At 63.1% G+C, this 12,059-nt stretch carries 17 protein-coding genes; 2 read left to right on the top strand and 15 right to left on the bottom strand.

What is annotated here, in order from left to right; translation table 11 throughout:
* The coding region (locus GPA25_RS03220) for a Nif3-like dinuclear metal center hexameric protein (RefSeq protein ID WP_211162917.1) at nucleotides 1-327 on the bottom strand (327 nt) is incomplete at its 3' end.
* A gap of 73 nt (nucleotides 328-400) precedes the next feature.
* On the opposite strand from GPA25_RS03220, the gene GPA25_RS03215 reads away from it, so the two are divergent.
* The gene (locus tag GPA25_RS03215; protein ID WP_169258904.1) at nucleotides 401-1,564 is read left to right on the top strand and encodes a Do family serine endopeptidase; all 1,164 of its coding nucleotides are present in this window, start codon (nucleotides 401-403) and stop codon (nucleotides 1,562-1,564) included.
* 48 nt (nucleotides 1,565-1,612) lie between these two features.
* On the opposite strand, the gene tatC is transcribed toward GPA25_RS03215, so the two are convergent.
* From tatC to hisB, 10 genes are all read right to left on the bottom strand, one after another.
* A complete protein-coding gene (tatC, locus tag GPA25_RS03210; protein WP_169258903.1) occupies nucleotides 1,613-2,404 on the bottom strand; it encodes a twin-arginine translocase subunit TatC in 792 nt (263 codons plus the stop codon).
* The gene (gene tatB, locus GPA25_RS03205; protein WP_169258902.1) at nucleotides 2,401-2,910 is read right to left on the bottom strand and encodes a Sec-independent protein translocase protein TatB; all 510 of its coding nucleotides are present in this window, start codon (nucleotides 2,908-2,910) and stop codon (nucleotides 2,401-2,403) included. Before tatB ends, tatC begins: the two co-directional genes overlap by 4 nt.
* A gap of 105 nt (nucleotides 2,911-3,015) precedes the next feature.
* On the bottom strand, nucleotides 3,016-3,243 hold the full coding sequence (gene tatA, locus GPA25_RS03200) for a Sec-independent protein translocase subunit TatA (protein ID WP_169258901.1): 228 nt from the start codon (nucleotides 3,241-3,243) through the stop codon (nucleotides 3,016-3,018).
* Between the two features lie 10 nt (nucleotides 3,244-3,253).
* A complete protein-coding gene (locus GPA25_RS03195; protein ID WP_169258900.1) occupies nucleotides 3,254-3,601 on the bottom strand; it encodes a histidine triad nucleotide-binding protein in 348 nt (115 codons plus the stop codon).
* A gap of 9 nt (nucleotides 3,602-3,610) precedes the next feature.
* Complete coding sequence (locus tag GPA25_RS03190) at nucleotides 3,611-3,937, bottom strand: phosphoribosyl-ATP diphosphatase (protein WP_169258899.1); 327 nt, start codon at nucleotides 3,935-3,937, stop codon at nucleotides 3,611-3,613.
* Nucleotides 3,934-4,335, bottom strand: coding sequence for a phosphoribosyl-AMP cyclohydrolase (gene hisI / locus GPA25_RS03185; protein ID WP_169258898.1), 402 nt, complete (start codon nucleotides 4,333-4,335; stop codon nucleotides 3,934-3,936). The genes GPA25_RS03190 and hisI overlap by 4 nt, the downstream gene beginning before the upstream one ends.
* Nucleotides 4,332-5,090 (bottom strand): imidazole glycerol phosphate synthase subunit HisF, encoded by a 759-nt coding sequence (gene hisF, locus GPA25_RS03180; RefSeq protein WP_169258897.1) that lies wholly within the window; start codon nucleotides 5,088-5,090, stop codon nucleotides 4,332-4,334. The genes hisI and hisF overlap by 4 nt, the downstream gene beginning before the upstream one ends.
* Complete coding sequence (gene hisA / locus GPA25_RS03175) at nucleotides 5,090-5,839, bottom strand: 1-(5-phosphoribosyl)-5-[(5-phosphoribosylamino)methylideneamino]imidazole-4-carboxamide isomerase (protein WP_169258896.1); 750 nt, start codon at nucleotides 5,837-5,839, stop codon at nucleotides 5,090-5,092. Before hisA ends, hisF begins: the two co-directional genes overlap by 1 nt.
* A gap of 63 nt (nucleotides 5,840-5,902) precedes the next feature.
* Entirely contained in the window at nucleotides 5,903-6,541 is a 639-nt protein-coding gene (hisH, locus tag GPA25_RS03170; protein WP_169258895.1) for an imidazole glycerol phosphate synthase subunit HisH, read from the bottom strand.
* A gap of 42 nt (nucleotides 6,542-6,583) precedes the next feature.
* Nucleotides 6,584-7,171, bottom strand: coding sequence for an imidazoleglycerol-phosphate dehydratase HisB (hisB, locus tag GPA25_RS03165; RefSeq protein WP_169258894.1), 588 nt, complete (start codon nucleotides 7,169-7,171; stop codon nucleotides 6,584-6,586).
* Nucleotides 7,172-7,353: 182 nt separating this feature from the next.
* On the opposite strand from hisB, the gene hisC reads away from it, so the two are divergent.
* Nucleotides 7,354-8,421 (top strand): histidinol-phosphate transaminase, encoded by a 1,068-nt coding sequence (gene hisC, locus GPA25_RS03160; protein WP_169258893.1) that lies wholly within the window; start codon nucleotides 7,354-7,356, stop codon nucleotides 8,419-8,421.
* A gap of 79 nt (nucleotides 8,422-8,500) precedes the next feature.
* Here the strand turns inward: hisC and hisD are convergent, their stop codons facing one another.
* From hisD to GPA25_RS03140, 4 genes are all read right to left on the bottom strand, one after another.
* Complete coding sequence (gene hisD / locus GPA25_RS03155) at nucleotides 8,501-9,814, bottom strand: histidinol dehydrogenase (RefSeq protein WP_169258892.1); 1,314 nt, start codon at nucleotides 9,812-9,814, stop codon at nucleotides 8,501-8,503.
* The gene (gene hisG, locus GPA25_RS03150) at nucleotides 9,811-10,452 is read right to left on the bottom strand and encodes an ATP phosphoribosyltransferase (protein ID WP_169258923.1); all 642 of its coding nucleotides are present in this window, start codon (nucleotides 10,450-10,452) and stop codon (nucleotides 9,811-9,813) included. The genes hisD and hisG overlap by 4 nt, the downstream gene beginning before the upstream one ends.
* Before the next feature lie 73 nt (nucleotides 10,453-10,525).
* Nucleotides 10,526-11,788 carry a UDP-N-acetylglucosamine 1-carboxyvinyltransferase gene (murA, locus tag GPA25_RS03145; RefSeq protein WP_169258891.1) on the bottom strand — a complete coding sequence of 421 codons (1,263 nt, stop codon included), beginning with the start codon at nucleotides 11,786-11,788 and terminating at the stop codon, nucleotides 10,526-10,528.
* Nucleotides 11,789-11,798: 10 nt separating this feature from the next.
* Entirely contained in the window at nucleotides 11,799-12,056 is a 258-nt protein-coding gene (locus GPA25_RS03140; RefSeq protein WP_169258890.1) for a BolA family protein, read from the bottom strand.
* Between the last annotated feature and the right edge of the window lie 3 nt (nucleotides 12,057-12,059).

The following is a 12,059-nucleotide window of genomic DNA, read 5'->3' as shown; positions in this document are numbered from 1 at the left end:
GTTGTTGCCCAGTTCGGAATGCGCATCGAGTGGCAGATGATAGGCAAGCAGGCTGATGTCATTGCACAGCAAGCTCGCGAGGCGCCGCTTGCGAATCCCGGTGATGCGCCCGTCCTCACCGCGCCAGAAATACCCGTGATGCACCAGCACCGCGTCACAGCCCTCCGCAACGGCCAAGTCCAGCAGCGCCTGACTCGCCGTCACGCCGCACAATACGCGGCACACCTCGGCACGTCCTTCCACTTGCAGGCCGTTTGGGGAATAATCGCGATACCGTGGGACTTCCAGCAGCTCATCCAGATGGGCTTGCAGTTCGGCAAGGTGCATACCGTCTCCATTCAACGTTTTCGGGCCTGATAGCGAGCGCAACGCCGACAACTCGCCAAAATCGAGCAACATTATGCGCCGCCTGTGGTTGATCTTTGCACAGGCCGTGACGGTCAGCGTCGCGGTGCTGTTTGTCCTGAATACGCTGAAGCCCGAATGGCTCAAGGGCGCTGCGCCCGCTTCCGTGGTCGCAATCCTGGAAGCACCCGGCACCGGCGCAACCAGCACAACCGCCGCAGCCGGCTCCTATGCCGAGGCAGCCAAACGCTCGATGCCAGCCGTAGTGCATATCTACACGGCCAAAGACATCGCCCGACCGCGCCACCCACTGCTCGACGACCCGATCTTTCGCCATTTTTTCGGCGACCGCCAGGACAATGCCCCAGCACAGCGTGCGTCGGGACTCGGTTCAGGCGTCATTGCCAGCCCGGACGGCTTCATCCTGACCAACAATCACGTCATCGACGGCGCAGACGAAATCGAAGTCGCGCTCAACGATGGCCGCAAGTTCCCGGCCAAACTAGTCGGGCGCGATCCGGAAACCGACCTTGCCGTGCTGAAGCTGCAAGGAAACGGACAACTGCCCGCGATCACCTTTGGTGCGAAGGACGCACTTGAAGTCGGTGATGTCGTGCTTGCCATCGGCAACCCGTTCGGGGTTGGCCAGACGGTGACCATGGGCATTGTTTCGGCCCTCGGCCGCAGTCAGCTTGGCATCAATACCTTCGAAAACTATATCCAGACGGACGCCGCGATCAATCCGGGCAATTCGGGCGGCGCACTGGTCGACAGCCAGGGCAGCCTCGTCGGAATCAATACCGCGATATATTCACGCTCTGGCGGTTCGCTCGGCATCGGCTTTGCGATTCCCGTGTCCATCGCGCGCAACGTGCTGGAGCAGATCGTAGCCACCGGTCAGGTGACGCGCGGCTGGATTGGTGTGGAGATTCAGGAAATCACGCCCGAACTGGCCGAATCCTTCGGCATCCCGGATACCGAGGGCGCGCTGATTGCCGGCGTGCTGCGCGGCAGCCCGGCCGAAGACGCCGGCATCCGTCCCGGCGACATCCTGCTCGGCGTTGAAGGCAAACCCGTTCACGACCCCAAGGGTATGCTGGAAATGGTCGCCGGATTGCCTCCGGGTCATCGCGCGCAGTTCCACGTGCGCCGCGCCGATACCGATCTGGACCTGCAGGTCGAGATCGGCCGTCGTCCAACGCCCGCCAGCGAACGTTAGGTCGTCGCCATCAGTTTCCGCCGGCCTCCAGCCGGCGTGGCGCTTCGCCTATTTCCCGTCCGGACCGGTCACTTCGATGCGTTCTGCCGCATGCTCGTCTTCGCCGGGCTCGGCCGGCACGGCATCGCGTTTCGCTACCAGGCGCGAAATCAGAATGCCCAGTTCGTAGAGCAGACACATCGGCAGTGCCAGCATGAACTGGGAGACGACATCCGGAGGAGTGATGATTGCCGCGATGACGAACGCGCCGACGATGACGTAAGGCCGCGCTTCCTGAAGCTTGGCGATACTGACCATGCCGGTCTTCACCAGCAGGATCACCGCCACCGGCACTTCGAAAGTCAGGCCGAAAGCGAGAAACAAGGTCATCACGAAAGACAGGTACTGCTCGATATCCGGCGCGGGAACGATACTCTTCGGCGCAAACTCGGCAATGAACTTGAACACCGTTCCGAAGACGAAGAAGTAGCAAAACGCCATCCCCGCCAGAAACAGGATCGTGGTGCCGAACACCAGCGGCAAGCCGAGGCGACGCTCATGCGCATACAGCCCCGGGGCGATGAACGCCCAGGCCTGATATAGGACGACCGGGAGGGCCAGCACGAACGCCACCATCATCGTCACCTTGACCGGCACGAAAAACGGTGTCACGACGCCGGTGGCGATCATGTGCGTCCCCTCGGGCAGGGTACTCATCATCGGCATGGCCAGCAGATCGTAAATGTCCCCGGCCCACGGCATCAGACAGACGAACACCACGAGCACCGCGACGATAGCGCGCAACAGGCGGTCTCGCAGTTCAATCAGATGCGAGATGAAGGTTTCCTGCATCGTGCTCATACCTTCTCCGCCGTCTGGCCGGGTGAAGGAGCCGGCCCGAGGCCCAGCTCGAGTTGCGGGCTCGGCTCAGCGGACGCCCCGTCCACCGGTGCCGGATTCGCCGGCAATGCAGCCGTCTCGCTCGCCCCACCGGCTGGCGCCAGCGGCACGGTCGTCGCCTGTTCGACCGCAACCGGCGCGGCCGCTGACGATTCGTTTGCCGCAATGGCGACGCTGCTTTGCACCTCGGCGGCGGTCTTGCCCAAGTCCGCTTCGACGCTGTTCATCTGGCTGCGCACCGAGGACTCGAGCTCGCGCGCCTGCTGTTCCACCTGCTGCTGGAGCTTCTTGAGATCTTCAAGCTGCATTTCGCGCTGGATGTCCGACTTGACGTCGGTGACATAGCGCTGGAGCCGGCCGAGGAGATGCCCCGCAGTGCGCGCCACCTTCGGCAGGCGCTCCGGCCCGACCACGATGAGCATCACCACTGCGATGACGATGAGTTCAGAAAAACCGAAATCGAACATGATTGTGCAGCCTGTACAAGCTGGGCTATGTGCTTGCGGCCGACACCAAAACGAAGGGGCGCACTGCAGCGGCGCCCCCTATTGCCAGCATCGACCCACGCGCGCTCAGGAATTGACCTTATCGGACTTTTCGCGCGCCTGAGCGTCGATGGTGTCACCGCCGATTTTCTGCTGAACGTCGTCGGGCGTTTTCTCCGACTCCTTCATGCCGTCCTTGAAACCTTTCACCGCGCCACCCAGATCCTGGCCCATATTGCGCAGCTTCTTGGTACCGAACACCAGCACGACGATGACCAGAACGATCAGCCAGTGCCAGATACTGAATGAACCCATACCGCTCTCCTTAACGCTTCAACATGGCCGGAAGCACTTCCGGGCCACCCAGGACGTGAACGTGTAGATGATACACCTCCTGACGCCCCACCCTGCCGGTGTTGACAATGGTGCGAAAGCCGTCAGTACAGCCCGTTTCGTGCGCCAATCGACCGGCAGTGGTCATCACGCGCCCCATCACTTCGACGTGTTCCGGCAGCAGTTCCGCCATCGAAGGGATATGCAGCTTCGGAATCACGAGAAAGTGAACCGGCGCAACCGGGTGAATGTCGTGAAAGGCGAGCACATGATCGTCTTCGTAGATCTTCCGCGAGGGAATCTCTCCCGTAGCAATCCGGCAGAAAATACAGTCGCTCATCTTTTCACCTCACGCGGTGGTGCGGGATTTCTTCTCGTCGATGCCGGAGACGCCCTCGCGGCGCCGGAACTCGGCCAGCACGTCATCGACCGAAAGGCCGAAATGCGACAGCAGCACCATCGAGTGGAACCACAGGTCCGTCACCTCCCAGACGACGTGGAGCATGTCCTTGTCCTTGGCCGCCATGATGGTCTCGGCGGCTTCCTCGGCGACCTTCTTGCAGATCGCGTCGGTACCCTTGGCGTACAGACTCGACACGTAGGACGAGTCTGGATCGGCCTTCTTGCGCTCGGCAAGGGTCGCGGCGACGCGGTGCAGCACTTCGATGTCGATCATTTATAGATATCCTTGGGATCTTTCACCACCGGGTCGACGGCCTCCCATGAGCCCTCGGCCAGGTAGCGCTGGAAAAAGCAGCTGTGACGACCGGTGTGGCAGGCAATGCCGCCGACCTGTTCGACCTTCAACAGCACGACGTCGTTATCGCAGTCGATGCGGATCTCGAGCACTTTCTGCACGTGGCCGGACTCCTCGCCCTTGTGCCACAGTTTGCGCCGCGAACGCGACCAATAGATCGCTTCGCCCGATTCAGCCGTTCGCTGCAGTGCCTCGCGGTTCATCCAGGCGAACATCAGGACGTCGCCGGTTGCTGCTTCCTGGGCGATCACCGGCACCAGACCCTGATCATCCCAATGGATATCGTTGAGCCAGCGAGCCGAATTTGGCGCGATCATAGACGTACCTCGATACCGCGGCTACGCATCAGTTCCTTGGCCTCGCGCACAGTGTGCTGGCCGAAATGGAAGATGCTCGCGGCGAGCACCGCATCAGCGCGTCCTTGCGAAACACCTTCAACCAAGTGCTCGAGCGTGCCGACCCCGCCGCTGGCAATCACCGGAATCGATACGGCATCGGCGACGGCCCGCGTGAGGCCGAGATCAAAGCCGATCTTGGTGCCGTCGCGATCCATGCTGGTGAGGAGGATCTCACCGGCACCGAGCGCCGCCACCTTCTTCGCCCACTCGATCGCATCGAGCCCGGTGTTGTTGCGGCCGCCGTGCGTGAAGACCGCCCATTTCCCTGGTGCGGTCTGCTTGGCATCGATGGCAACGACGATGCACTGGCTGCCGACCTTGCCGGCCGCATCGGCCACGACCTGCGGATTATTCACGGCCGCGGTGTTGATGCTAACCTTATCGGCGCCGGCATTCAGCAGGCGCCGCACGTCCTCGACCGTACGCACGCCACCACCGACCGTGAGGGGAATGAAAACCTGCTCCGCGACCTGTTCGACCACATGGAGAATGGTGTCACGCGCATCGGAACTGGCGGTGATGTCGAGAAAGGTGATTTCGTCTGCACCCTGCTCATCGTAGCGACGGGCAATCTCCACCGGATCGCCGGCGTCGCGCAATTCGACGAAATTCACACCCTTCACCACGCGTCCGGCATTCACATCCAGGCAGGGGATGATGCGCTTGGCGAGCATCAGGCGGTTTCGCCGTTAAGCTCGTCAGCGCGCGCCTGGGCAGCGGCAAAGTCCAGCGTGCCTTCGTAGATTGCACGCCCCGTGATCGCGCCCGTGACGCCTTCGGACTCGACTGCGCACAACGCGTCAATGTCGGAGAGAGTGGCGATCCCGCCGCTGGCGATGACCGGAATGCGCAACGCCTGGGCGAGCCGCACGGTGGCTTCGATATTGACGCCGGAGAGCATGCCGTCGCGCCCGATGTCGGTATAGATCACCGCCTCGACGCCGTAATCCTCGTACTTTTTTGCCAGGTCCACGACGTCGTGGCCGGTCATCTTGGACCAGCCGTCGACAGCCACCTTGCCGTCCTTGGCATCCAGACCGACGATGATGTGGCCCGGGAAGGCCCCGCAGGCGTCGTGCAGGAAACCGGGGTTCTTGACCGCGGCGGTGCCTATGATGACGTAGGAAATGCCGCTGTCGAGATAGCGCTCGATGGTATCGAGGTCGCGAATCCCGCCGCCGAGCTGGACCGGGATGTCGTCGCCGACTTCATCGACGATGGCCCGGATCGCCGCACCGTTCTTCGGCTTGCCGGCGAAGGCACCGTTCAGGTCGACCAGGTGCAGGCGCCGGGCGCCGAGGTTGATCCAGTGCCGAGCCATCGCGGCCGGGTCCTCGGAAAATACCGTTGCGTCGTCCATTTCGCCCTGCTTGAGGCGCACACAATGGCCGTCCTTGAGATCGATAGCGGGAATCAGCAGCATACGGGGATGGGTTGCTTGTCAGGAGTGGATGGGAATTTAACGACTCGGTCCAAATGATGCGAGTCAGGGTGCCCAGGACATGAAATTTGCGAGCATCCGCAAGCCGGCCTGCGCACTCTTTTCGGGATGGAACTGAACCGCAAAGATGTTAGCCCGTGCAACTGCACTGGTAAACCTCAAACCATAGTCGGTCTCGGCCGCGACCAGCGACCCTTCGTCGGGCACGACGAAATAGCTGTGCACGAAGTAGAAACGCTCGCCGTCGGGAATGCCGTCCCACATCGGATGGGCGTGACACTGGCGAACCTCGTTCCACCCCATGTGCGGGACTTTCAGTCGGGAGCCGTCGGCCGCGACCATCTTCATGTCCGGAAAGCGCACGACATTGCCCGGAAGGATACCGAGACCGGGAACATCACCCTCTTCGCTGTGGCCGAACAGCATCTGCTGACCAATGCAGATGCCGAGGAAGGGCTTGGAAGCCGCAGCATCGAACACCGCGCCGCGCAGGCCGCGCAGTTCGAGTTCGCGCATGCAGTCCGGCATCGCGCCCTGCCCCGGAAAGACGACCCGTCCGGCAGCTGCGACCACTGCGGGATCGGAAGTCACGACCACCTGTTTGTCAGGGGCCACATGTTCGATCGCCTTGGCCACCGAACGCAGATTACCCATGCCGTAGTCGATGATGGCTACGTCGCTCATCGCGGAATCGCTCGCAAGAAAATCAGGAAGATCGGCGGAGTCTCAGAGTGCGCCCTTCGTCGAAGGGATAACCCCCGCGACGCGCTCGTCACGCTCGGCCGCCATGCGCAGCGCGCGGCCAAACGCCTTGAATATGGTTTCACACTGATGGTGGGCATTATCGCCCCGCAGGTTGTCGATATGCAGGCTGACACCGGCATGATTGACGAAACCCTGAAAGAATTCGCGCGCCAGGTCGACATCGAAGTTGCCGATGCGGGCACGGGTATAGCTGACAAAATAGTGCAGCCCGGGACGGCCGGAGAAATCCACGACTACGCGCGACAGTGCTTCATCGAGCGGCACGTAGGCATGGCCGTAACGACGGATACCCTTCTTGTCGCCAAGCGCCTTCGCGAACGCCTGCCCCAGCGTGATACCGACATCCTCGACGGTATGGTGATCGTCGATGTGGGTGTCGCCTTCGGCCCTGATATCGAGATCGATGGCGCCGTGTCGGGCGATCTGATCGAGCATGTGGTCGAAGAACGGAACGCCGGTGGCGAGACTGGCCTTGCCGCTGCCATCCAGATCAACACGGACGGTGATTTGGGTTTCCAGTGTGTCGCGAGTAACTTCGGCTTGCCGCATGGGTGTGTAGACAGTAATAGGGAATCGGGACGCCAGCAGGCATCACTCTCGCACCATGATACCATCGCCCGACAGTCCCGCCGCAATGCCTACCGCCCGACCGTCCCGGAAAATCGGAACGAACCGGACAGGCGCACGAGCGCGACTCCGACTCCCTATCAGACACCGCATCCGATCCGCCGATGAGCCAATACTGGAGTGCCGTCGTCCACGGCCTGACCCCTTACGTTCCGGGCGAACAGCCCAAGCTCGCCAATCTGGTCAAGCTGAACACCAACGAGCATCCCTACGGGCCGTCGCCGCGGGCGATCGACGCGATCCGCGCGGAGGCATCGGACGCACTGCGCCTGTACCCGGACCCGACCGCCGAGCGGCTGAAAAATGCCATCGCGGTCCGTCACGGCATCACGCCGAGACAGGTATTCGTTGGCAACGGTTCAGACGAAGTGCTGGCCCATGCGTTCATGGCCTTGCTCAAGCACGACCGGCCGCTGCGCTTTCCTGACATCTCGTACAGTTTTTATCCGGTGTATTGCGGGCTGTACGGCATCACGTTCGAGACCGTCGCGCTGGATGAAAACCTCGCGATCCGACCCGATGACTACCTCCCGAACGGGGACGCCGCAGGCGGGATCATCTTTCCCAACCCCAACGCGCCTACCGGCCGCCTGCTGCCGCTCGCCGACATCGAGCGGATCGTCGCGGGCAATCAGCAATGCGTCGTGGTCGTCGATGAGGCTTACGTCGACTTTGGCGGCGAATCGGCCATTGCACTGACCGCCCGCTACCCGAACCTGCTGGTGGTGCAGACTTTCTCGAAGTCCCGCTCGCTGGCGGGCCTGCGTGTCGGCTTCGCGGTGGGCCACCCCGATCTGATCGAGGCGCTGGATCGCGTGAAGGACAGCTTCAATTCCTATCCGCTGGATCGCCTGGCGATCGTCGGCGCGGTCGCTGCGATCGAGGACGAGGAGTATTTCGAGCGCACGTGCAATGCGGTCATCCGCACGCGCGAGCAACTCATCGCGGATCTCGCGTCGCTGGGTTTCGAGGTGCTGCCGTCGGCCGCGAACTTCGTGTTCGCGCGTCATCCCGCGCGCGATGCGGGCGAACTGGCCGCGGAACTGCGCAAGCAGGCGATCATCGTGCGCCACTTCCGCCAGCCGCGGATCGAGCAGTTTCTGCGGATCACGGTGGGGACGGACGCGCAGTGCGGCGCGCTCATCGGGGCGTTGCGGAAGATTCTGGGGTAAATCGTTTCAAACACCACGGGCGGCGGCTGAAACCACGTGCAGCGGCGCCGATCCGCCCCCGTGACAACGATGCAGACACTCACCCGCGCAGCCGCATCTCCGCCGAACGCGCATGCGCCTGCAATCCTTCACCGTGAGCGAGCGTCGAGGCGACACGGCCCAACGTCTGTGCGCCAGCTTCGGAAATCTGGATGATGCTGGTGCGTTTCTGAAAATCGTAGACGCCGAGCGGCGACGAGAAACGCGCGCTGCGCATCGTCGGCAGCACGTGATTGGGACCGGCGCAGTAGTCGCCCAACGCCTCGACCGACCAGTGGCCGACGAAGATGGCGCCGGCGTGGCGGATGCGGTCGATCCAGGGCTCCGCATCATCCATCGACAACTCGAGGTGCTCCGGCGCAATCCGGTTAGCGATCGCGCAAGCCTGCTCCAGACTCTCGACGTGGATCAGTGCGCCACGGTTGGCAAGGGAGGCGGCGATCGTTTCGCGGCGCGGCATCGTCGGCAGCAGCCGCTCGATCGACGCCTCGACCGCATCGATGAAGGCGGCGTCGGTACACAGCAGAATCGACTGCGCGAGTTCGTCGTGCTCGGCCTGTGCAAACAAATCCATCGCCACCCAGTCGGCGTGGCCGCTGCCATCGGAGATAATCAATACTTCGGACGGGCCGGCGACCATGTCGATGCCGACGGTACCGAAAACGCGGCGCTTGGCTTCCGCGACATAGGCGTTGCCGGGGCCGACGATCTTGTCGACCTGCGGCAGCGTCTGGGTGCCGTACGCGAGCGCAGCGACCGCTTGCGCACCGCCTATGGTGAACACGCGGTCGACGCCGGTGATCGCCGCGGCGGCCAGCACCAGCGGATTTTTCTCGCCCCTGGGGGTCGGCACGACCATGATGAGCTCGCCCACTCCCGCCACCTTCGCGGGAATCGCATTCATCAATACCGAACTCGGATAGGACGCACGCCCGCCCGGCACGTACAGACCCACGCGATCGAGCGGAGTGACTTTCTGGCCCAGACGGGTGCCGTCGGCCTCGACGTAGTCCCACGATTCGGCGCGCTGGCGCTCGTGATAGATGCGCACGCGGTCGGCCGCAACGCGCAGTGCTTCGCGCTGCTCGACGCTGAGGCTGTCGAGGGCGGCCTTCAATTCCGACTTCGGCAACTCCAGCGCCGCCATCGATTTGACGTCGAGATGGTCGAAGCGGCGCGTGTATTCGATGACCGCCGCGTCGCCCGTGGTACGCACGGCGCGCAGGATCTCGGTCACTGCGGCATCGATGCGGGCATCGTCGCCGCCTTCGAACGCGAGCAGCGCATCGAGGGTCGACAGGAACTCGGGATCGCGGGCGTCGAGACGGCGGATCGTGGCAGGCAAGGCAGTCATTTCACGGCTCCGGCAAAGGCATCCAGCACCGGCCGGATGAGTTCGCGCTTGAGCTTGAGCGAAGCCTGATTGACGATCAGGCGCGAACTGATCGGCATGATGTCCTCGACTTCCTCGAGATTATTGGCCCGCAGGGTGCCGCCGCTGGAAACCAGGTCGACGATCGCATCGGCCAGTCCGACCAGCGGCGCGAGCTCCATCGAACCGTACAGCTTGATCAGATCGACGTGCACGCCTTTCGCAGCGAAGTGTGCCTTGGCACTGTTAATGTACTTCGTCGCAACACGGATGCGCCCGCCGGGCCGGGTCGCCGCTGCATAGTCGAAGCCCTTGCGCGTGGCCACACACAGGCGGCATTTGGCGATATTCAGGTCGAGCGGCTGATAAAGTCCCGCCCCGCCGTGCTCCAGCAGCACGTCCTTGCCAGCGATGCCGAGATCGGCGGCGCCATATTGCACGTAGGTCGGCGTATCGGTCGCCCGCACGATGACCAGCCGGACATCCGGCCGGTTGGTGCCGATGATCAGCTTGCGCGAGGTCTCCGGATTGTCGGCGGGCGTGATGCCGGCCGCCGCCAGCAGCGGCAGCGTTTCCTCGAAAATGCGGCCCTTGGAGAGAGCGAGGGTGATGCTGGACACGAAGGCAGCCTCGGAAAAATCGGGGGAAAACATTGTAACCCGCCCCTGCGCCCGCACCGGAGCGCCGGACGGATTACGCCAGGCGACGCACCCGCGCGCCGAGCGCAGCGAGCTTCTCTTCAAGGCGCTCGTAACCGCGGTCGAGGTGGTAGATGCGCTCGATCACGGTTTCGCCTTCAGCCACGAGACCGGCGATGACGAGACTCGCCGAGGCGCGCAGATCGGTTGCCATCACGGTCGCGCCCTGCAGCTGTGAAACACCCTGCACCACGGCCATGTTGCCGTCGATGCGGATGTCGGCGCCGAGGCGCTGCAGCTCCACTGCATGCATGAAGCGGTTTTCGAAGATGGTTTCACGGATGATCGCGGTGCCATTGGCGACCGCGTTGATCGCCATGAACTGCGCCTGCATGTCGGTCGGGAACGCCGGGTAGGGCGACGTCCGGATGCTCACGGAAGTCAGCCGCGCAGGCGCCTTGAGGCGGATCGCGTCGCGTTCGCTGATGACTTCGCAACCGGCATCCATTAGCTTGTCGATCACCGAATCGAGATAGGCCGTCGAGGTGCGGGTCAGACGGATCTCGCCGCCGGATGCCGCCGCGGCGCACAGGTAGGTCCCGGTTTCGATGCGGTCGGGCATGATGCGGTGCGTTGTGCCGGACAGCTGCTCGACACCGCGGATGCGGATCACGTCGGTGCCGGCACCGGAAATACGTGCGCCCATCGCCACCAGGCAGTTTGCGAGATCGACGACTTCAGGCTCGCGCGCGGCGTTCTCGATCACCGTCTCGCCATCCGCAAGGCAGGCGGCCATCATCAGATTCTCGGTCCCGGTCACGGTCACCATGTCGGTGAAGAGGCGTGCGCCTTTCAGGCGCGGCACCACTGCATGCACGTAGCCATGCTCGACCGTGACCTGCGCGCCCATCGCCTGCAGTCCCTTGATGTGCTGGTCAACCGGCCGCGCGCCGATCGCACAGCCGCCGGGCAGGCTGACTTTTGCCTCGCCACAGCGTGCGACCAAGGGCCCGAGCACGAGAATCGATGCACGCATGGTCTTGACCATCTCGTACGGCGCGACCGGGTTGTCGAGCGCCGACGCGTCGAGCGTGACGGTACCGGCATCGCTGCCGCTGCCACGACTGACCTTCACGCCCATCTGCGCGAGCAGCTTGAGCAGCGTGCCAATGTCATTGAGTTGCGGCACATTGGTGAAGGTGACCGGCTCACGCGTCAGCAGCGCTGCGCACAGGATCGGCAGGGCGGCATTCTTGGCGCCGGATATGGCGGTCTCGCCCGAAAGGCGCACCCCGCCTTCAATCAGCAGCTTATCCATCGCGCGGCGCTCAGAATCCGAGTTCAGTGCGTACTTCGGCCCATTTGGCCGGGGCGTAGGTCTGCAGCTGCAGGGCATGGATCTCGTTGCCCATCAGCTTGCCGAGCGTGGCATACACAGCCTGATGCTGGCGCACCTTGGGCTTGCCCTCGAACTCGGCACTGACGACGATGCCGGTGAAATGCACACCGTCATCGCCCTGGATCTCGACGAATTCGCAGGACATGCCCTGCTCGATGAGACGCTTGATTTCTGCAGCTTCGAACATTTT

It is taken from the genome of Aromatoleum diolicum (assembly GCF_012910955.1).
In the GTDB taxonomy this organism is placed as follows: domain Bacteria; phylum Pseudomonadota; class Gammaproteobacteria; order Burkholderiales; family Rhodocyclaceae; genus Aromatoleum; species Aromatoleum diolicum.
The sequence above is the reverse complement of the archived record's forward strand: the minus strand, read 5'-3'. Positions and strand labels throughout refer to the sequence as shown.

What these genes read in the sequence shown, in the direction of transcription:
- hisH (WP_169258895.1), bottom strand. Translation starts at nt 6,541, where the DNA reads ATGAGCGACGTAGCCATCATCGACTACGGCATGGGTAATCTGCGTTCG.
- tatA (WP_169258901.1), bottom strand. Translation starts at nt 3,243, where the DNA reads ATGGGTTCATTCAGTATCTGGCACTGGCTGATCGTTCTGGTCATCGTC.
- hisF (WP_169258897.1), bottom strand. Translation starts at nt 5,090, where the DNA reads ATGCTCGCCAAGCGCATCATCCCCTGCCTGGATGTGAATGCCGGACGC.
- tatB (WP_169258902.1), bottom strand. Translation starts at nt 2,910, where the DNA reads ATGTTCGATTTCGGTTTTTCTGAACTCATCGTCATCGCAGTGGTGATG.
- hisC (WP_169258893.1), top strand. Translation starts at nt 7,354, where the DNA reads ATGAGCCAATACTGGAGTGCCGTCGTCCACGGCCTGACCCCTTACGTT.
- hisI (WP_169258898.1), bottom strand. Translation starts at nt 4,335, where the DNA reads ATGATCGCGCCAAATTCGGCTCGCTGGCTCAACGATATCCATTGGGAT.
- tatC (WP_169258903.1), bottom strand. Translation starts at nt 2,404, where the DNA reads ATGAGCACGATGCAGGAAACCTTCATCTCGCATCTGATTGAACTGCGA.
- GPA25_RS03190 (WP_169258899.1), bottom strand. Translation starts at nt 3,937, where the DNA reads ATGATCGACATCGAAGTGCTGCACCGCGTCGCCGCGACCCTTGCCGAG.
- hisA (WP_169258896.1), bottom strand. Translation starts at nt 5,839, where the DNA reads ATGCTGCTGATTCCCGCTATCGATCTCAAGGACGGCCATTGTGTGCGC.
- murA (WP_169258891.1), bottom strand. Translation starts at nt 11,788, where the DNA reads ATGGATAAGCTGCTGATTGAAGGCGGGGTGCGCCTTTCGGGCGAGACC.
- GPA25_RS03140 (WP_169258890.1), bottom strand. Translation starts at nt 12,056, where the DNA reads ATGTTCGAAGCTGCAGAAATCAAGCGTCTCATCGAGCAGGGCATGTCC.
- GPA25_RS03195 (WP_169258900.1), bottom strand. Translation starts at nt 3,601, where the DNA reads ATGAGCGACTGTATTTTCTGCCGGATTGCTACGGGAGAGATTCCCTCG.
- hisB (WP_169258894.1), bottom strand. Translation starts at nt 7,171, where the DNA reads ATGCGGCAAGCCGAAGTTACTCGCGACACACTGGAAACCCAAATCACC.
- hisD (WP_169258892.1), bottom strand. Translation starts at nt 9,814, where the DNA reads ATGACTGCCTTGCCTGCCACGATCCGCCGTCTCGACGCCCGCGATCCC.
- GPA25_RS03215 (WP_169258904.1), top strand. Translation starts at nt 401, where the DNA reads ATGCGCCGCCTGTGGTTGATCTTTGCACAGGCCGTGACGGTCAGCGTC.